The sequence below is a fragment of the Actinocorallia populi genome (assembly GCF_002995495.1).
Classification (GTDB): domain Bacteria; phylum Actinomycetota; class Actinomycetes; order Streptosporangiales; family Streptosporangiaceae; genus Actinocorallia; species Actinocorallia populi.
Genome location: NZ_PVZV01000006.1, coordinates 641,373 through 659,279, shown reverse-complemented (window position 1 = coordinate 659,279; position 17,907 = coordinate 641,373). Strand labels below are relative to the sequence as shown.

16 protein-coding genes are annotated in these 17,907 nt (G+C 70.4%); 7 read left to right on the top strand and 9 right to left on the bottom strand.

Annotated features, from left to right (window positions below):
• The first annotated feature begins 46 nt into the window (after nucleotides 1–46).
• Nucleotides 47–2,245 carry an excinuclease ABC subunit UvrA gene (locus C2865_RS26425; protein WP_106401244.1) on the top strand — a complete coding sequence of 733 codons (2,199 nt, stop codon included), beginning with the start codon at nucleotides 47–49 and terminating at the stop codon, nucleotides 2,243–2,245.
• 92 nt (nucleotides 2,246–2,337) lie between these two features.
• On the opposite strand, the gene C2865_RS26420 is transcribed toward C2865_RS26425, so the two are convergent.
• Both C2865_RS26420 and C2865_RS26415 read right to left on the bottom strand, forming a co-directional pair.
• Nucleotides 2,338–2,922: a TetR/AcrR family transcriptional regulator gene (locus C2865_RS26420; RefSeq protein WP_198653602.1), complete on the bottom strand. Its 585-nt coding sequence runs from the start codon at nucleotides 2,920–2,922 to the stop codon at nucleotides 2,338–2,340.
• Between the two features lie 193 nt (nucleotides 2,923–3,115).
• Nucleotides 3,116–4,003 (bottom strand): LysR family transcriptional regulator, encoded by an 888-nt coding sequence (locus C2865_RS26415; RefSeq protein WP_106401242.1) that lies wholly within the window; start codon nucleotides 4,001–4,003, stop codon nucleotides 3,116–3,118.
• Between the two features lie 122 nt (nucleotides 4,004–4,125).
• Here C2865_RS26415 and C2865_RS26410 point away from each other — a divergent pair, with 122 nt between their 5' ends.
• The 5 genes from C2865_RS26410 (at nucleotide 4,126) to C2865_RS26390 (ending at nucleotide 10,950) form a co-directional block, all read left to right on the top strand.
• Nucleotides 4,126–4,896, top strand: coding sequence for an SDR family oxidoreductase (locus C2865_RS26410; protein WP_198653601.1), 771 nt, complete (start codon nucleotides 4,126–4,128; stop codon nucleotides 4,894–4,896).
• A gap of 206 nt (nucleotides 4,897–5,102) precedes the next feature.
• The gene (locus tag C2865_RS26405; protein WP_106401241.1) at nucleotides 5,103–5,861 is read left to right on the top strand and encodes an ABC transporter ATP-binding protein; all 759 of its coding nucleotides are present in this window, start codon (nucleotides 5,103–5,105) and stop codon (nucleotides 5,859–5,861) included.
• Nucleotides 5,846–7,729, top strand: coding sequence for a hypothetical protein (locus C2865_RS26400; RefSeq protein WP_106401240.1), 1,884 nt, complete (start codon nucleotides 5,846–5,848; stop codon nucleotides 7,727–7,729). The genes C2865_RS26405 and C2865_RS26400 overlap by 16 nt, the downstream gene beginning before the upstream one ends.
• Before the next feature lie 232 nt (nucleotides 7,730–7,961).
• The gene (locus C2865_RS26395) at nucleotides 7,962–8,624 is read left to right on the top strand and encodes a DUF4097 family beta strand repeat-containing protein (protein WP_106401239.1); all 663 of its coding nucleotides are present in this window, start codon (nucleotides 7,962–7,964) and stop codon (nucleotides 8,622–8,624) included.
• 49 nt (nucleotides 8,625–8,673) lie between these two features.
• Nucleotides 8,674–10,950: a S9 family peptidase gene (locus C2865_RS26390; RefSeq protein ID WP_106401238.1), complete on the top strand. Its 2,277-nt coding sequence runs from the start codon at nucleotides 8,674–8,676 to the stop codon at nucleotides 10,948–10,950.
• A 205-nt stretch (nucleotides 10,951–11,155) separates the two neighbouring features.
• On the opposite strand, the gene C2865_RS26385 is transcribed toward C2865_RS26390, so the two are convergent.
• The 6 genes from C2865_RS26385 to C2865_RS26360 form a co-directional block, all read right to left on the bottom strand.
• The gene (locus C2865_RS26385; protein ID WP_106401237.1) at nucleotides 11,156–11,953 is read right to left on the bottom strand and encodes an ABC-2 transporter permease; all 798 of its coding nucleotides are present in this window, start codon (nucleotides 11,951–11,953) and stop codon (nucleotides 11,156–11,158) included.
• Nucleotides 11,950–12,864, bottom strand: coding sequence for an ABC transporter ATP-binding protein (locus C2865_RS26380; RefSeq protein ID WP_106401236.1), 915 nt, complete (start codon nucleotides 12,862–12,864; stop codon nucleotides 11,950–11,952). Before C2865_RS26380 ends, C2865_RS26385 begins: the two co-directional genes overlap by 4 nt.
• Nucleotides 12,865–12,897: 33 nt before the next feature.
• Entirely contained in the window at nucleotides 12,898–13,482 is a 585-nt protein-coding gene (locus C2865_RS26375) for a helix-turn-helix domain-containing protein (RefSeq protein ID WP_106401235.1), read from the bottom strand.
• A gap of 69 nt (nucleotides 13,483–13,551) precedes the next feature.
• Entirely contained in the window at nucleotides 13,552–13,932 is a 381-nt protein-coding gene (locus tag C2865_RS26370) for a GntR family transcriptional regulator (protein WP_106401234.1), read from the bottom strand.
• Nucleotides 13,929–14,732 (bottom strand): hypothetical protein, encoded by an 804-nt coding sequence (locus C2865_RS26365; protein ID WP_106401233.1) that lies wholly within the window; start codon nucleotides 14,730–14,732, stop codon nucleotides 13,929–13,931. Before C2865_RS26365 ends, C2865_RS26370 begins: the two co-directional genes overlap by 4 nt.
• Nucleotides 14,733–14,846: 114 nt before the next feature.
• Complete coding sequence (locus tag C2865_RS26360; RefSeq protein ID WP_106401232.1) at nucleotides 14,847–15,593, bottom strand: SDR family NAD(P)-dependent oxidoreductase; 747 nt, start codon at nucleotides 15,591–15,593, stop codon at nucleotides 14,847–14,849.
• 94 nt (nucleotides 15,594–15,687) lie between these two features.
• Here C2865_RS26360 and C2865_RS26355 point away from each other — a divergent pair, with 94 nt between their 5' ends.
• Nucleotides 15,688–16,296 (top strand): TetR/AcrR family transcriptional regulator, encoded by a 609-nt coding sequence (locus C2865_RS26355; protein WP_106401231.1) that lies wholly within the window; start codon nucleotides 15,688–15,690, stop codon nucleotides 16,294–16,296.
• A 168-nt stretch (nucleotides 16,297–16,464) separates the two neighbouring features.
• Here C2865_RS26355 and C2865_RS26350 read toward each other — a convergent pair whose 3' ends face one another.
• Nucleotides 16,465–17,907 carry an oxygenase MpaB family protein gene (locus C2865_RS26350; RefSeq protein WP_106401230.1) on the bottom strand — a complete coding sequence of 481 codons (1,443 nt, stop codon included), beginning with the start codon at nucleotides 17,905–17,907 and terminating at the stop codon, nucleotides 16,465–16,467.

Below are 17,907 nucleotides of genomic sequence, written 5' to 3'. Positions count from 1 at the left end.
GAATCACGGTCAGGTTCCGGCCGCATCTCCGCATAGGAAGGGAGGCATGGCGAACACGATCAAGATCAGAGGCGCGCGGACCAACAATCTGAAGAACCTCGACCTCGACATCCCCCGGAACACGTTGACGGTGGTCGTGGGCGTGTCCGGATCGGGCAAGTCGTCGCTCGTGTTCGACACCGTGGCCGCGGAGGCTTCATTCCAGTGGAACGAGACCTATCCGCCGTTCCTGCGCAATCGCCTGCCCCGCTACTCCCGGCCGGAGGCGGACTCGGTGGAGGGCCTCTCCCCGGTGGTGATCGTCGACCAGCGCAGGCTGGGCGGAAACGCCCGCTCCACCGTGGGCACCATCACCGACACCTGGACGTACCTGCGGTTGCTGTTCTCCCGGATCGGATCCCCCTGGATCGGCGAGTCGAACCGGTTCTCCTTCAACGACCCCAAAGGCATGTGCCCGGCCTGCGACGGCATCGGACAGGTGCTCACCAGCGATGTCCGGCGGATGCTCGACCTGGACAAGTCCCTGAAGGAAGGGGCGATCCTGCTGCCCGGATTCGGGGACGGCCAGTACTGGTACCGGCAGTACGCGGACATCGGCTCGTTCGATGCGACCACGCCGTTGCGCGAATGGAGCGAGGAACAACGCCGGGCGCTGCTCTACGGCGGTGAAGCGGCGGCTCGGCTCGGCACCAGACCCCCGAAGGACTACGAGGGCGTCGCAGAACGATTCGAGCGCATCTATCTGCGTACTTCCGACGCGCTGTCGGACCGCAAGCAGGCGGTGCTGGAGAGATTCACCCGCTCGAAGACCTGCCCGGAGTGCGACGGGGCGCGGCTGAACGAGCAGGCCCGCTCCGTTCAGGTCGCCGGGCACACCATCAGCCAGATGAGCCGCATGGAGATCCGCGACCTGGCCGCGCTCGTCGCCACGATCAACGACGCACGCGTGGCACCGGTCACCGAGAGCCTGCACGCCAGGCTCACCGCCCTGGAAGACATCGGCCTCGGCTACCTCAGCCTCGATCGCGGGACCACGACCCTCTCCGGGGGAGAATCCCAGCGCGTCAAGACCGTCCGCCACCTCGGCAGCAGTCTCACCGAAGTGCTCTACGTGTTCGACGAACCCACCGTCGGGCTCCACCCCCGAGACGTCGGCGACATGACGGTCCTGCTGAAAAGGCTGCGCGACAAGGGAAACACCGTCCTGGTCGTCGAACACGACCCCGACGTCATGCGGGAGGCCGACGCCATCATCGAGATCGGCCCGGGAGCGGGCGAACACGGCGGCGAACTCGTCTTCCACGGTCCGTTCGCCGAACTCCTCACCGCCGACACCCCCACAGGCCGTGCCCTTACCCGCGTTTCCTCCGGCGAATCCCGCCGACGGCCAGTACGTGAACGGCTCATCATCGAACACGCGCGACGCAACAACCTCAAGGACATCACCGTCGGCATCCCCCTCGGTGTGCTCACCGTCGTCACCGGTGTCGCCGGTTCGGGCAAGTCGAGCCTGATGGCCGAACTCCTCGACCAGCACCCGGCGACCGGCATCGACCAGCGCGCGATCGCCGCCAACGGCCGTTCCACACTGCTCACCTACAGCGGCATGGGCCCCCGCCTCCGCTCGATCTACGCCCGTGCCGGCAACGCGCCCGCCGCCTTGTTCAGCTCCAACTCCGCAGGCGCCTGCCCCGAGTGCAACGGCACCGGGAGCATCCGCACCGACCTGGCCTTCATGGACGACCACACCGTCGTCTGCGAAGCCTGTCAAGGCCGGCGCTACTCCCCGCAGGCCCTGGCTCACAAAGTCCATGGACGCACCATCGCCGACGTCGAGGACCTCACCGTCATCGAAGCGGCCGACGCTTTCGAGGACCCTCAGATCACCGCGGCCCTGACCGGGATCATCGACGTCGGCCTGGGCTATCTCCGGCTCGGCCAGACCCTGCCCACCCTTTCCGGCGGCGAGAACCAGCGACTCAAAATCGCCACCGAGCTCCGCAACGGGGCGAACGCCAGCCTGTACGTCCTCGACGAGCCGACCACCGGCCTGCACCTCAGCGACGTGGACGTCCTCGTCGAGAACCTGCAGCGCCTCGTCGACGCGGGGAACACCGTCATCGTCGTCGAACACCACCTGGACGTCATCCGCAGAGCCGACTGGCGCATCGACATCGGCCCGGAAGCCGGCCAGGACGGCGGGCACCTCGTCTTCGAGGGCGCCCCCGGTGAGTTCCACCGGTGAACGGCCGGACCTGGTGCCGGTGATGGTCCGAGCCGCTACGGCCCTCGCGGCCGCAGTCGAGCGCTACCTGGGCCGGATCGGGTCCGCCGAGGTCATCGTGTGTTCACCGCGATGAGGGCGGCGTCGGTGATCTTGCGGAGATAGGTCTCGTCGGGCGGGGGGATGTGGGCCACGAGGCGGTGGAAGACCGGCCCGTACAGCAGGTCCATCACCAGGGCCGGATCGGCTTCGGCGGCCAGTTCGCCCTGCCGTTGGGCCTTGCGCAGGCGTTCTTCGAACGCCTTGATGCGCGGCCGGAAGAGGGTGTCGTGCATCTGTTCGCCGAAGCCCGGGTCCTGCAGGCCTTCGGCGAAGACTCCGAAGATGGCCGACCGGGTGCTGTCGTGGGTGAACAGGCCGAGGGTTCCGGTCAGTTGCCGGTGCAGGTCTGCGGCCAGGTCGCCGGTGTTGGGGAAGTCGGTGGCCTGGAGTGCTGCGTCGTCGATGGCCTCCAGGACGACCGCGCCCTTGGACGGCCACCAGCGGTAGATCGTTTTCTTGCTCACGCCCGCGCGGGCGGCGATGCCCTCCACGGTCACCTGGGCGTATCCGAGTTCGGCACACAGGTCGAGGGCGGCTTTGAGCGTGGCGCGGTGGCTTCTCTCACTGCGGCGTTGCGGGTTCGGCGTCTCCTGCACGTCCCGGAGCCTACCAGAAACGGAACGTGTCGTGTTGACAGGGGGAACGGGTGCGGGACATACTCCGACCGACAACACGGTACGTGTCGTTTATCCACTCACCCGCAGTGTTCACCAGGGAAGGGGGCCGGTCCGCATGGGTCCAGAACCCGCGATGGACGGACCTCGGCGCGACGTGCTAGGAATGGGCGGCTCAGGTGGGGAGAGTGCCGATTTCGGCGGCGATCCGGGCGAAGGCCCGGATGGGGTCGTCCTCGGTCTCGGTACGCCACACCAGGGCGTACGGCAGGACGTCGATGTCCCGGACGGGCAGGTAGGCGATGTCGGGCCGGCTCCAGTAGCGCCTCATGTGGGCGGGGAAGAGGTTGACGATCTCCCCGACGCTGGCCAGGGTGAGGACCTCCTCGGCGTTGCCCACCACGGGGCCGCGTTCGATGGGGCGGCCCTTGCGGGTGTGGGACGGGATGTAGCCGTCGGCCCAGTAGTCCGGCCACACCGAGGATCTTGCGTGCTGGAAGTCGGCGAGCATCTCCAACGAGACCGAGGTGTGCCGGGTGAGTTCGTGGTCTGCGGCCACGGCCAGCACCCGCGGCTCGGCGAACAGGACCGGCCCCACCGTCAGGTCGGGTTCTTCGACCGGCAGCCAGCAGATCAGGATGTCGAGGTCGCCGCGGCGCAACCCGGCGAACGGATCGACGAAGGAGGCCTGCTGGATCCGCAGCTTCCACTGCGGATGCCGGGTGCGGAAGGTGTCCCAGTAAGGACGCAGGTCCTGGACGTTGAGGGAGAGCGTGCCGACGCGCAGCACGGCGGTGACGCCCTGGGCGGCGAGCCTGGCACGGCGCATGCCGTCCTGCAGCCCGGTGTAGACGGGCCAGAGGTCGTCGCGGAGCTGCCGGCCGAGCGGGGTCAGCCGGACCGTGCGGTTGGTGCGCTCGAACAGCAGGGCGCCGATCTGGCGTTCCTGCTTCTTGACGGCCTGGGTGATGCGGGCGGGGGACACGCGCAGCCGTTCGGCGGTCCGGCCGAAATGCAGCTCTTCGGCCAGAGTCAGGAAAATCTCGATGTCGCGAAGTTCCACGACACTCTCTCTCGCGTTAACTCAGGGGTTAATACGGCCTTGCAGACTTTGCCATTGTTCGGGCTTGTGGACGGCATTGATCCTAGTTGCCAGAAGAGTAAGACCACTTCTGGAGTGACGGGATGACGCCTCTGATGGGCAGAACGGCGCTGGTGACCGGGGCCTCGCGTGGGATCGGCCGGGCGATCGCGCGGCGGCTGGCGGCCGACGGGGCGCTGGTGGCCGTGCACTACGGCAGCAACGAGGCGGCCGCACGGGAGGCCGTGCGGCTGATCGAGAAGGACGGCGGCCGTGCCTTTTCGATCCGCGCCGAGCTGGGCGTGCCCGGGGACGTGGACACCCTGTTCGCCGCCCTGGAGGCGGGTCTGCTCGCGCAGGCCGGCCAGGTGCGGCTGGACATCCTGGTCAACAACGCCGCCATCACCGCCGACTCGATCGAGACGATCACTCCCGAGGCGTTCGACCGGTTGATCGCGGTCAACACCAAGGCGCCGCTGTTCATCATCCAGCGAGCCCTGGGCCTGCTGAACGACGGCGGCCGCATCGTCAACCTGTCCGCGGCGGCGACCAGGATCGCGATGCCCGAACAGCCGTACGCGATGAGCAAGGCCGCCATCGAGGTACTCAGCAGCTCCCTCGCCCAGGTGGTCGGCGTACGGGGCATCACGGTCAACGCCGTGGCGCCCGGGCCGACGGTCACCGACAGGAACCCGTGGATGCTCGACGATCCCGAGGTCCAGCAGATGGTGGGCAGCGGCAACGCCGTCCCCAGGGCCGGGCGGCCCGCCGACATCGCCGACGTGGTGGCCTTCCTGGCCTCCGACGCGGGCCGCTGGGTGACCGGTCAGGTCATCGACGCCTCCGGCGGCTGCTTCCTCGGCCCCCGGATCTGAGCCGACGGCCGCACCGGCCGCCGCCAACGGTCGACACCGGCCCGTCAGCACCTCCCAACAGCCTTCATCCGTCCGTTCCATCGAAGTTCCGTTAGATAAAGCAGAACGAAACGGCACTCACCGACCTTGAGCAGGTCCTGATCCGAGGCCGGCAGTCCGGTGAGTGCCGTTTCGTTAGTCTTCACCGTTGCGACCAGAAAGACACCATGGCGCCCTCACTCGAGATCGCCGGCCTCGTCAAGAGGTTCGGCGACAAGACCGCCGTCGACCACATCGATCTCAACGTCCCGCAAGGATCCTTCTACGGCCTGGTCGGGCCGAACGGTGCGGGCAAGACCACCGCGCTGTCCATGGCCGTCGGGCTGCTCAGACCGGACGGGGGGCGCGCCCTGGTCCACGGGGTCGACGTGTGGGAGGAGCCGCTGCGGGCGCGCCGCCTGATGGGCGTCCTGCCCGATGGGCTGGCCATGCCGGAGCGGCTCACCGGCCGTGAACTCCTCACCTACCTTGGACAGTTGCACGGCCTGAGCGCCGAGGAGGTCGACGGCCGGGCGGACGAACTGCTCGCCGTCATGGAACTCGACGGTTCCGCCGAACGCACCCTGGTCGTGGACTACTCCACCGGTATGCGCAAGAAGATCGGCCTGGCGACCACGCTGCTCCACGCCCCCAAGGTCCTGGTGCTCGACGAACCCCTGGAGGCCGTCGACCCGGTCTCCGCCGCGACCATCAAGAGAATCCTCAAGAGGTTCGTGGAAGGCGGCGGCTCGGTGCTGATCTCCAGCCACGTCATGGCGCTCGTCGAGGAGCTCTGCGACACCGTCGGGGTGATGGCCCGGGGACGCGTCGTCGCGCAGGGCCCTCTCGACGAGGTCCGCGGCGGCCGCTCGCTGGAAGAGACCTTTGTCGACCTGGTCGGCGTCACGATCGGCGGCGGGGAGGGGTTGTCGTGGTTGGCGTCCTGATCCGGATGAAACTGGCGGTGCTGCGCCACAGCACGACGGACGCCAAGATGGCCCTCAGCGGCCTGGGCCGGACCGTTGGAATCTGCCTCGCCGTCACCACCCTCGTCCTGGCGTGCCTCGACTTCTCCCATCCGCGGCTGCTGATGGATCTGCTCGCGGTGACCTTCGCGCTGTGGGCGCTCGGCTGGATGGTCGGTCCGATCTTCGCGGGCGAACCGGCGCTCAACGGGGAGCACTTCCACCGCCAGCCGATCCCACGCCGCACCCTGGCCATGGGCCTGCTCGCCGCCGCTCTGGTCGCCGTCACCACCGCCATCACGCTGCTGGCGTTCTGCGCGCTGATCGTCTTCGCCGCACGGCTGAGCCGGGCGGCCGTCGTGGTGTCGGTGCCCGCGGTGGTACTGCTCCTGCTGCTGGTGGTGCTGCTGTCCCGAGTGGTCACGCTGCTGTTTCGCAGCCTGGCCAGGTCCCGCCTCGGCGGAGTCGTCACCGCGACCGTCACCGCTGCGATGGTCTCGCTGTCCTCGTTCTCTTGGGTTCTGATCATCGGGGTCTCCCTGCTGCTGGAGTACGGCTTCCCGCCCGCGTTCTCCACGGTGGTGCGGGCGCTGCCGACCAGCTGGGGCCTGCTCGCCGTCGAGGCGGCCGGCCGCGGCGACTGGCCGTGGGCCGTGGGGCCACTGGTCGCCCTGGCCGCCGTGGTGGTCGCGCTGTTCCTGGCATGGAGCGCCCTGCTCGGACCGCAGCGGACCGCCCGCCCGGTGGTCCGCGGCTCCTCCGCGCACAAGGCCGCCCGGCGGGGCCCGCTGTTCCGCGGCGACCAAGGGGCGGTCTACCTCAAGGAACTGCGCACCTGGTGGCGCGATCCGGTGCGCACCCAGGGCATCGTGATGGGCCCGGCCTTCTCCATCATCACCGTGCTGTTCCCGCTGATCTTCGGCTTCACCGCCGGGTTCCCGTTCGTCGGCGCGGCCAGCGCGTTGATGGCCGCCGCGACCTGCGCCAACCTCTACGGGCAGGACGGCACGGCGCTCTGGCTGACCCTGACGATACCGGGCAAGGAGAAGGCCGACGTCCGTGCCCGCCAGTTGGCCTGGCTGACCGTCTTCGGCCCGCTGACGCTGGCGCTGACGATCCTCGGATGCCTGCTGCACGGCGACGCCTCCCTGGTGCCGTGGGCGCTGGCCGGCACCCTCGCCGCGCTCGGCGGCGGTTCCGGTCTGCTGGCGTGGGTCTCCGTCAACGCGCTGGTGCCCGGCCCCGATCCGCACAAGAGCAAGAACTCGCCGATGGACCACGGTGACGTCACCGGCCAGTCGTTCCTGATGTCCTTCCTGGTCGCCCTCGTGATGTGCCCCGCGCTCGGGGTCGCCTGGGCGGGCCACGCACTGGAACTGCCCGCCCTGCTGTGGGCGAGCGTCCCGGTGGCCCTGCTCACCGGTGTGCTCTGCCATGTGAAGCTCGGCTCGGTGGCGGCCAGGACGCTGAGAGACAAGGGTCCCGAGCTGCTGCACCTGATGCGGTCGGGCAAGCCGACGTCCACCACCGAGGGAACGGGCGAGGACGCCGACACGTCCCCGTTCACGACGATGTCGGGCAAACGCCAGACCCTCATGTGGTCCGCCATGGCCGTGGGCATCCTCGGACTGTTCCCGCAGGGCCTGGCGCCGCTGGGCATCAAGCTCAGCGGATCGCCTGACAAGGTCTGGTTCCTCGCCCTCCACGTGCCCGAGCCATGGCAGTGGCCGGTGATCGCCGTCATGATCGTGATCGGCCTCGCGGGCTCCTGGGGTGCCTACCTGGTGTACCGGACCGAGAAGAACAGACTCCGGGCCGCGCCCTTGGTGGCGTCCGGGACGCGCGGCTGAGGACCAGGCCGAGAGCGCCGAGCTGGTTTTCAAGCTCGGCATTCACTCCCATGTCATTGCAACACTCAGGGCGATCGTCGTTGCGTTAATCGAGAGATCATCGCAACGATTTCCATGCAGCTACCTGCCCAAATGCAAATCCATCGCAATATTCTTGTTGTGTGAATCTGGAATGCAACGTAGCGTTTGCGATGTCAGAAACGAAGAGCCGCAGCCGTTAAGGGAGAGCACGATGACCACCTTCCCCACCTCCGCCCCGATCTCCGTCGTCCTGGACGTTCCCGCCGGGCGGGTGCGCCTCGTCGCCGCCGACCGGGCCGACACCACGGTCGAGGTGCTGCCCGCCGACGCCGCCAAGGGCCGTGACGCCAAGGCCGCCGAGCAGACCCGCGTCGAGTACGGCGACGGCGTCCTGCGGATCACCGCCCCGTCCGGCGGCCAGATCCTCGGCCCGTCCGGCTCGGTCGAGATCACCGTCCACCTGCCCGCCGGATCCGGAGTCGAGGCCAAGACCGCCAGCCTGGAGCTCCAGGCCGCCGGGCGCCTGGGCGAGGTCGCCCTCGAGGGCGCACACGGCCCGGTCGAAATCGAGGAGGCCGCAGGCGTCCGCCTCGCCACCGACGCCGGCGACGTCCGAATCGGCCGCCTGAGCGGCTCCGCCGACATCACCACCGCCAAGGGCGACATCACCATCACCGAGGCCGTACGCGGCACGGTCGTCCTGCGCACCCAGGCCGGCCAGATCACCGTCGGCGCCGCCCCCGGCGTCTCGGCCTCCCTGGACGCCGGCACCTCCCACGGCCGCATCACCAACGCCCTCAAGAACGACGGCACCGCCGACCTGGCCATCCAGGCCACCACCGCCCACGGCGACATCACCGCCCGCAGCCTCTGACCCGCGGCACCGTCATGCCCGAAGCCGATACCAGAGAAGGATGAAGAGGATGAGCACCACCCAGAACTACCAGGTCGCGGAGCAGCTCCTGCGCCGGTCCGCCAGTCCCGGCGAGTTCGTCGTCGGCGACAAGATCCGTCCGCAGTGGATCGACGGGGGCACCCGGTTCTGGTACGCGGTGAACAACGGCGCGGGCAAGAGGTTCGTGCTGGTCGACCCGGCGGCCGGCGTCCGCGAGCCCGCCTTCGACCACGCCCTGGTCGCCGCCGCGCTGACCGCGGCCTCCGGACAGGAGGTCGACCCCGGGTCCCTGCCGTTCACGGCCATCGTCCTGGCCGGGAACGCCGTGGAGTTCGACGCGTTCGGCGAGTACTGGCGCTGCCGTCTGGACGACCGCGTCTGCGAGCGGGCCGAGTTCACGCCGCCGGGCAATCCGCTGGAGGTGCCCTCGCCCGACGGGAAGTTCGCGGTGTCCCTGCGGGGCCACGACCTGTGGGCGCGGTCGCTGTCCGACGGCGGCGAGTGGGCGCTGACCACCGACGGCGAGCCCGGCCACCGGTACGGTTCCGGCCCGGAATGCACGGGCAACGCCACCCTGTTGCGCAAGATCGGCCTGCCGCACCTGCCGCCCGCGGTGGCCTGGTCACCCGACTCCACGAAGGTGCTGACGCACCGGACCGACGAGCGCGACGTCCGGCAGACCCACCTGGTGGAGGCCCGGCCCGCCGACGGAAGCGCGCCTCTCCTGCACACCCAGCGGTACGCCTACCCCGGAGACGAGCGCCTTCCCCGGGCCGAGCTGGTCGTGCTGAACGTGGCCGAGGGCACGGTGGTCCGCGCGCAGGCCGAGCCGCTGCTCATGCCGCAGATGTCGCCGATCATGATCCAGTGGGCGTGGTGGGCGCCGGACGGCTCGGCGGTGTACTACCTCAGCCGTCCGCGCGACCTGCGCACGCTCACCCTGCACCGGCTGGATCCGGCCACCGGCGAGGTCACCACCGTGCTCAGCGAGACCGGGGCCACCCGCGTGGAGCCCAACCAGTGGACGTACGAGCCGCCGATCGTGCGGGTGCTGGCCGACGAGGTGCTGTGGTACTCGCAGCGGGACGGCTGGGGCCACCTGTACCGGTACGACCTGCGCACCGGCGAGCTGCTCGGGCAGGTCACGTCCGGACCGTGGGCGGTGCGGCAGATCCTGCGCGTCGACGAGACCGAGCGCATGGTGTACTTCACCGCCTCCGGCCTGGTCGAGGAGGACCCGTACCGGCGCACGGTGTGCCGGGCCGGCCTGGACGGCTCGGGCTTCGCCAAGCTCACCGACGACGAGCTGGACCACATCGTCACCCTGCCGGAAGGCCAGGAGTACTTCATCGACTCCGCCTCCACCGTCGACACCCCGCCGGTGACGACGGCCCGCGACTGGTCCGGACGGGTGCTGGTCGAGCTGGAGCGCGCCGACGTCAGCAAGCTCGCCGCCACCGGCTGGACGCCGCCGGAACGTTTCCGCGTCAAGGCGGCCGACGGGGTGACGGACGTCTACGGCGTGCTGTACCGGCCGCTGGGCTTCGACCCCTCCCAGCGCTACCCGGTGGTGGACAGCCTCTACCCCGGCCCGCAGGTCAACCGGGTCGAACCGTGCTTCGACCCCGGCGGGATGGGCCTGGACGCCGAACCCATCGCGGCACTGGGCTTCGTGGTGGTGGCGCTGGACGGGCGCGGCACCCCGGGCCGGAGCAAGGCCTTCCACGACGCCTCCTACGGCCGCCTGGCCGACGCGGGCGGTCTGGACGACCACGTCGCCGCGCTGCGGCAGCTGGCCGAGACCCGGCCCTGGATGGACCTGGACCGGGTGGGCGCGTTCGGCCACTCCGGAGGCGGGTTCGCCGCGGCGCGGGCGATGCTGGACTTCCCCGACACCTACAAGGCCGGGGTCGCCCTCTCCGGCTCGCACGACGTCCGCTACTTCAACGCCGGCTTCGTGGAGTCCTACGACGGCGCGGACGACCCCGAGGCCTGGGCCCGTTCCGCCAACACCGAGCTCGCGGACCGCCTGGCGGGCAGGTTGCTGCTCGTCCACGGCGAAATGGACGACCAGGTCCACCCGGACCAGACGCTGCGGCTGGCCGACCGGCTCGTCGCCGCGGGCAAGGACTTCGAGCTGCTCATCGTGCCCGGCGCCGAGCACACGCTCATCGACTGCCTGGCCTACGTCCGCACGCGCTGCTGGGACTTCCTGGTACGCGAACTGATGGGCGTGCGGCCTCCCGCCTACCGCCCCGCCCCCATCGCCATCGGCCCCGAGACGATCGCCGCAATGTTCGCCTGAGTGACCCGTTCCCCCGGGCGGGGTCACCGAAGGACGCAGAAAAGCCGGACGGCCCCGACGTGGAAGCGTCAGGGCCGTCCGGCCACGCGGTGGGCGTGGAGTTCACGTCGTACGCCCGCCGCCCTCCCGCGAACCGCCCCGCAAGGTCCCACGATCAGCGGGGCGTCTTCGTATCCCGGGGCGCACCCGGCGACGGGACTCACGGTCAGACGACGTCGCGGCGCATCGGGCTGAGTACGGCGGCGACGCCGAACAGGGCGGTGTACGCCAGGAGGACGAGCAGGCCCGCCACCGGGGAGAGCAGGTGGACGGGATCGGTGGACAGCTGCTGCGAGAGGGCGTCGGAGATCGCGGTGAAGTCGGTCAGCGCCGCGGCGGCGCCGCCGGGCAGCCACGGGTAGAGGTGCCGGACGCCGGGGATCATCATCAGGAGCGTTTCGCCCGCGTACAGGTACCCGATCACCACGGCGAGGGCCGCGACCTGGTTGCGGATCAGGGCGCCCACACCGATCCCGAGCACCGTGTAGGCCACCATCGCCAGGCCCGTCCTGGCCAGCAGCTCGATGATGCCCGCGGCGGGCATGCCCAGCGCCACGCCCTTCACCGCGGCGGCGCCGAAGAAGGCCATGGCGGCGGTCGTGGCGAGGACCAGCCCGTAGCAGGCGCCCGCCGCGCCGTGGGCGACGATCTTGGCCACCAGCACCTGCCAGCGGCGCGGCGCGAACAGGAACGTGAAGTTGATCGTCCGGTGCCGGTACTCCGACGTCACCGCCAGGGTGCCGACCGCGGCGGGGACGAACGCGGTGTATCCGAGGAACCCCACGACCGTCCGCACCCCCTGCTCGGTGTGCAGGCCCGGCATCGGGGGGTCGAAGTTCTCGGGGCCGACCAGGGTCAGCATGCCGATCAGCCCGCCGCCCAGGAGCCCGCCGGCCAGCAGTGCGCCCCACCACATCCGGGTGGCCAGCAGCCTGCGGAACTCGGCTCTGATCAGACGGTTCACCGCGTGCTCCCTGTCAGGTCGAGGAAGAGCCGTTCCAGATCGGGCTCCTCGGTGGTCAGGCCGTGGACGCGGATGCCGTGCGCGGCGGCCAGGTCGGCGAGGCCCGCCTGATCCGGTCCCCACACGCGCAGCTGCTCCGGACCGATCCGCTCCACGCGCGGGATGGGACCGGCGGACGGCCGCCGGACGAGCACCTGGGCCAACGCCTCCGCGTCGGGGGAGCGGACCAGGATCGCCGGCGCCGCGCCGGACAGTTCCGCCAGCGGCGCCGCGGCGACCAGCCGCCCCTGGCGGATCACCACGACGTCGTCGGCGATCTGCTGGACTTCGCCGAGCACATGGCTGGAGACCAGGACCGTACGGCCCTCCCCGGCGAGGTACCGCAGGAACGAGCGGAGCCAGGCCGTGCCGGCGGGATCCAGGCCGTTGCTCGGCTCGTCCAGCAGCAGGACCCGGGGGTCGCCCAGCAGCGCGGTCGCCAGGTTGAGCCGCTGGCGCATGCCGGTGGAGAAGCCGTGCGTCCTGCGGTGCGCGGCTCCGGTGAGGTCCATCAGCGACAGCAGCTCGTCGACGCGCTGATCGGGGTGGCCGCCCATCGCGGCGTACACGCGCAGGTGGTTGCGAGCCGAGTGGCCGGGGTGGAAGGAGGCGGCGTCGAAGACGGCGCCGACGGTGGCCGACGGGTCGGCGAACTCGCGGTACGACTTTCCGCCGATGGTGACCGACCCCGAGGTGGGGGCGATGTGACCGATCACCATGCGCATCGTCGTCGTCTTGCCCGCGCCGTTGGGCCCCAGGAATCCGGTGATCCGGCCGGGCTCCACGGTGAAGCCGAGGTCGTCCACGGCGGTGACGTCGCCGAAGCGCTTGGTCAGGTGCCTCGCCTCGATCCGGAGCCGCCCGCCGGTCATGTCCGCTCCCGGGTCGTCGTGGTCTCTGTCATGTCATCGCCTTTCCTTCGGGGGAGTCATGCCGTCCTTGTCCGCGGGCGGCGGATCCACGGGCATGAACACGGTCGCCATCAGCCGTGGCGTCCGTCCCGGCCGCGGTTCGTTGCCGATCAGCGGCTGGACGAGTTCGGTGAAACCCCGGGCGAACTCGGCGAACTCCTCGTCGTCCAGGTGCAGGACCAGCTGCTGGTAGCCGACGCCGTCGGCCACCAGGTCGATCTGCTCGCGCGCCAGGTAGCGGGAGAACTCCGCGAGGAGGCTGGAGACGAACGCGGTGAAGTAGCGCCCGTGGTCCTCGCTCGTCGCCTCGGCCAGCGCCTCACCGCTGAGCGTCGCCCCGCCGGGCGGCAGCGCGTAGACGCGCTCGTTCGTCCCGCCGATCCTGCGTTCCTCGACCACCTCGAGCAGGCCGCCTTGGGCGAGCGCGGCAAGATGCCGGTAGAGCGTCGCCTGCGGCACGTCCGGCAGCAGAGCGGCGATCTCGCGGGTGGTGCGCCGCCCGCCGCTCACCGCCCGCAGCGCCCGGATCCGCACCGGATGCAGGGCCAGCTCCGCCCAGCGCTTCTGGGGATCTTTCATGCCCCAACGTTATCATTATCGATAACGAGAATGGTCGGCCGTGTCCGCGTGCGGGTGGATGCAGGCCGGTCATCCTGTGGCGGGGGCCGCCGCGTCGCAGGATCTCAGGGCGGCCTCGACGATGCGGAGCGCCTCGTCGTTGTCGATGCCGACGCTGGCCACGACGGCGGCATAGTCGGCGGCGGCCTGGAGGGCTCGTTCGCGGGCCTGCTCTCCGGCCGCTGACACGAATGAGCCCGCCCGCCCCCGGGTCTCGATCAGCCCGGCTTCCTCGAGTTCCCGGTAGGCCCGGCCGACCGTGTTGACGGCCAGGCCGAGGTCGGCCGCGAGCCGGCGGATGGTCGGCAGCCGGGAGCCGACGGCCAGCGTGCGTTCCTGGATCTGCCGGGCCAGCTGGGCCCGCAGCTGCTCGAACGGCGGTACCGGCGAGTCCGTGTCGATGACGATCAACGGGCGCCCACCACCTCTCGCGCCACGGCCGCGGCACCCGGCATCCTGAACCGGACGGCGATGTAGGCGGCCGCGCCCAGCACCACGAAACCGAAGCAGGCGGCGTTCAGCCAGCCGGGCGAAAACCCGACCAGCAACACCATCGGCAGCGTCCACAGCACGGTGGGCGTGGTGCCCTCGCGCACGTCCTCGATGCGCATGATGACGTCGGCCATCAGCGAGACCTCGTCCTCGGCCACGACCGGCCGGGCCAGCAACTCGCGCAGTTGCAGGGCCTCGCCGAGGCCGACCCCGACCACGGCGACCAGTACCACGACGGCCGCATACCGCGCGGTGTCCTCGCCGACGGCCAGTGCGCCCGCCCCCAGCGCGAACGCGCCGGCGAAGGTGCCGGCCACCAGGGCGGCGTACGGCCATCCGAGCAGGGCCCGCCAGCCGGGTTGCACCGCGTGGGCGGCTCGCCGTGCCAGCGCCGCCCCGACCTGCCGGTCGACGCGCCGTATCCAGGCGTCCAGCAGCGTCCGGGCCAGCACCAGGGCGGCGATCAACGCGCCCAGGGCCAGCACCGGCGCCGGCCTGCGCGATCCGAGACCGCCGGACACCAGCACCAGCGCCGCCCCGATGATCAGCACCGCCTGCAGGACGCTGTCGAGGGTCCGCGCCCGCCACCGCACTGCCAGCCGCGCGGTCAGCAACGGCGTCGGCGGACCGTCGCCGAGGCCGTGCTGCCGCAGCCAGAGCTTCGCGTAGCGGACGTATGTCGGTCGCAGTCCGGCGTCCGGCATGGAGTCGTTCGCCATGCTTCCTCCTTTGACGCAAGGCTTGTAGCAACATCTTGCGTCAAAGCTTGCGACAAAATCAACCGCGCCGGCGGCCGGACGCCGCCGTCCTGGCCGCATGCGCGATCGTGGAACTCAGATCTGGTTCAGGCCGCCGTCGACGTACAGGCTCGAACCGGTCATGAAGCTGCTCTGCTCGGAGGCGAGGAAGGCCACGGCTGCGGCGATCTCCTCCGAGCGTCCGAGCCGGCCCATCGGTACCTGCGCTGCCAGTTCCGACTTGAAGTCGGCGACCTGCTCCGGGGCGGCGAGTCCCGTCAGACCAGGGGTGTCGGTCGGGCCGGGCGTGACGGTGTTGACCCGGATGCCGCGTCCCTTGAGTTCGTTGGCCCAGGTCCGGGAGAACGATCGGGTGGCGGCCTTGGACGCCGCGTACACGCCGAACGCGTCATCACCGACGTCAGCGTTGGTAGAGCCGTTCAAAATCACCGAGGCACCGTCGTTGAGCAGTGGCAGCGCCTTCTGAACGGTGAACAGCATGCCCCGGACGTTGATGCCGAAGACCCTGTCGAAGTGCTCCTCGGTGACCTGTTCGAGCGTCGCGAACTCGGCGATGGAGGCGTTGGCGAACAGTACGTCCAGGCCCCGTCCCCGGCTGCGGATCGTCTCGTAGAGCCGGTCCAGATCGGCCGGGCTCGAGATGTCGCCGGTCACCGCGGTGGCCGCTGAACCGATCATCTCGACGGCCGCGTCGAGTTCGGTCCTGCGCCGGCCGGTGATGAACACGTGTGCGCCCTCGGCGGCCAGCCGTACGGCACTGGCCAGGCCGATTCCGATGCTGCCTCCGGTGACGAGAGCGGTCTTGCCCTCAAGTAGTCCCATGGGAACGACCTCCGTCGATTTCTGTATCGATCAATGCAGAACTCGACGTTAGCACGTTCTGTATCGATCGATGCAAAAGTGGTAGGCTGCGAGAGTGGAGACCGAACAGAAAGGCCCCATCGGCCGACCGCGGGGATTCGACGCCGACGAAGCTCTCGAGCGCGCCCTGCTGGTCTTCTGGGAGCACGGCTACGAGGGGGCCAGCCTGGCCAAACTGACCGAGGCGATGGGCATCTCCACCACCAGCATGTACGCGGCCTTCGGCAACAAGGAGGAACTGTTCCGCAAGGCCCTGGAGCGCTACACCGAAGGCCCTGGCGCATACCTGACCCGGGCACTGGAGGAGCCGACCGCCCTCGGCGTCGCCACCGCGATCCTGGCCGGCTCCGTCCGAACCACCACTCTCCCGACACACCCCCGGGGGTGCCTGGGCGTCCAGGGCGCCCTGGTCGCCGGTGACTCCGGGAACGGAGTTCGCGATCTTCTCGTGGCCTGGCGTGACGACGGCTGCTCCCGCGTCCGGGAGCGGTTCCAACGAGCCGTCGACGACGGCGACCTGCCTCCGGAGACCGACGCGGGACTCCTGGCCCGCTACATCACCACCTTGACGTTCGGCATCGCCGTGCAGGCCGCGAGTGGTGTCGGCCGCGACGAACTCCAGGAGACGGCAGACGCCGCCCTGCGCAACTGGCCGCTCTCCTGAGAACCGCCCGGCGTTCGTCTTCGCGAGCCCGGGGCCCGGTCGTGGCCGGGATGCCGCGCGACCTGCTGCACGGCTTGGACGTGCTGTACGACCGCGAAGGTCCACGCGAACCGGTGGCGCCCTCGAGCGGCCGCCCGGACGTCCGTCCGGGCGGCAGGGCGTGCCGGTTCAGGTCTGGGTGAGGAGGTTCTCGTAGGCGGCCGAGTGGTGGCGGCCCGCCATGAAGGCCAGGAACTCCCGGACGAAGGCGCTGCGGGACAGGGGGACCGGGGCACCGGCCGCGGAGTCGTGGTCGAAGGTGGTGCGGAAGAGGACGCGGTACTCCTCGGGGCTGATGGCCTGGTCGCCGTCGGTGTCGGTGGCGTCGAAGAGGATCTCGGCGATCTCGATCAGGGCGCGTCCGGCCAGGGTGGTGGCGGTGGCGTACTCCTGCCCGTCGATGCGGCCGTCGCCGTCGGCGTCCATGGCGGTGCGCAGCTCCTCCCACCAGGCGGCGTAGGCGGTGAAGAGCCGGTTTTCGGCCTGCTCGTCCAGATCGAGGCGGGAGGCGATCTCCCTGGCCATGGCGGCGAGGTCGGGCCAGTCGAGGTATCCGTCCCCGGTCTGGTCCAGCACCTCGGCGAAGAAGCGTTCGGCGGACCGCCGGGCGGAACCGCCGGTCCCGGGACGGGTGGGGACGGGGGTGACGAGGCGGAGCAGGGCGCCGACCTTCCCGGCGTGGTCGCGCAGGGAATCCACCACCGGCGAGCCCTGCCCCGGCCCGGGGCCGAGGTTCAGCACGTCCAGCAGCACCTCGGTCCTGGTCCAGGACGACGGCAGCCAGCGGGTCGCCAGCCCGGCCGTCAGGTAGGCGCCGTGCATCAGCACCCGCGCGCCCGGCAGCGCGGTGAGGTAGGCCTGCCGCCGGTAGGACTCGGGAAGCGACGCGACGGTGATCGCGGTCGCCAGCGGACCGGCCAGGGCGCGGACCGCCGCCCACGTCGCGGGGTGGTCGCGCAGCAGCGGCGGCGCGGGCACCTCGGCGAACAGCCGGTAGAGCACGGCGTGGACCGCCTCGGTGTTCTCCAGGCCCTCGGTGATCGTCTTCTCGTAGTAGGGCCAGAACTCCGCGAGGGTGGCCGGGAGCCGACCGCCGCCCGCGTCGCCCAGATGGCCGAGGAGGGCGCGGAACTCGGCGTACAGCCGCTCCTGCGCGGCCTGGTCGAGGGGCTCCCCGCCCAGCCGGCACATCATGACGGTGGACTCGAAGAGCGTCGCCACCACCCAGGCCCGCGCCTCGGGGTCCATCGCGTCGTAGGGGCGCCCCCGGGAGTCGGTGCCGGAGATGCGGGAGTGCAGCCGGTTGAGCCGGGCGGTCTCCTTGTCGCGGACCCGCTCGTCGCCGCCGACGATGCGCTGGGTGCTGACCACGGTGTTGCGCAGCCGGCGCCACGGGTGCGCCACGAACGTCGAATGATCGACCAGGGCCGCGCCGATCTGCGGATGGGCGGCCTCCAGGATGCTGGCGCGGGTCGCCGCGAGCCCCCACCGCGCCTCGTTGCAGAGCCGCTGCAGGAGGGAGCCCTCACCCGGGGTGAAGTCTCCGGCCGTGGTGTCGGTCGCATCGGTCAT

Bases quoted from the DNA above. Each gene is read 5' to 3' on its own strand.
- C2865_RS26375 (WP_106401235.1), bottom strand. From the start codon at position 13,482: ATGAAAGATCCCCAGAAGCGCTGGGCGGAGCTGGCCCTGCATCCGGTG.
- C2865_RS26390 (WP_106401238.1), top strand. From the start codon at position 8,674: ATGAGCACCACCCAGAACTACCAGGTCGCGGAGCAGCTCCTGCGCCGG.
- C2865_RS26365 (WP_106401233.1), bottom strand. From the start codon at position 14,732: ATGGCGAACGACTCCATGCCGGACGCCGGACTGCGACCGACATACGTC.
- C2865_RS26405 (WP_106401241.1), top strand. From the start codon at position 5,103: ATGGCGCCCTCACTCGAGATCGCCGGCCTCGTCAAGAGGTTCGGCGAC.
- C2865_RS26395 (WP_106401239.1), top strand. From the start codon at position 7,962: ATGACCACCTTCCCCACCTCCGCCCCGATCTCCGTCGTCCTGGACGTT.
- C2865_RS26350 (WP_106401230.1), bottom strand. From the start codon at position 17,907: ATGACCGATGCGACCGACACCACGGCCGGAGACTTCACCCCGGGTGAG.
- C2865_RS26425 (WP_106401244.1), top strand. From the start codon at position 47: ATGGCGAACACGATCAAGATCAGAGGCGCGCGGACCAACAATCTGAAG.
- C2865_RS26380 (WP_106401236.1), bottom strand. From the start codon at position 12,864: ATGACCGGCGGGCGGCTCCGGATCGAGGCGAGGCACCTGACCAAGCGC.
- C2865_RS26410 (WP_198653601.1), top strand. From the start codon at position 4,126: ATGACGCCTCTGATGGGCAGAACGGCGCTGGTGACCGGGGCCTCGCGT.
- C2865_RS26360 (WP_106401232.1), bottom strand. From the start codon at position 15,593: ATGGGACTACTTGAGGGCAAGACCGCTCTCGTCACCGGAGGCAGCATC.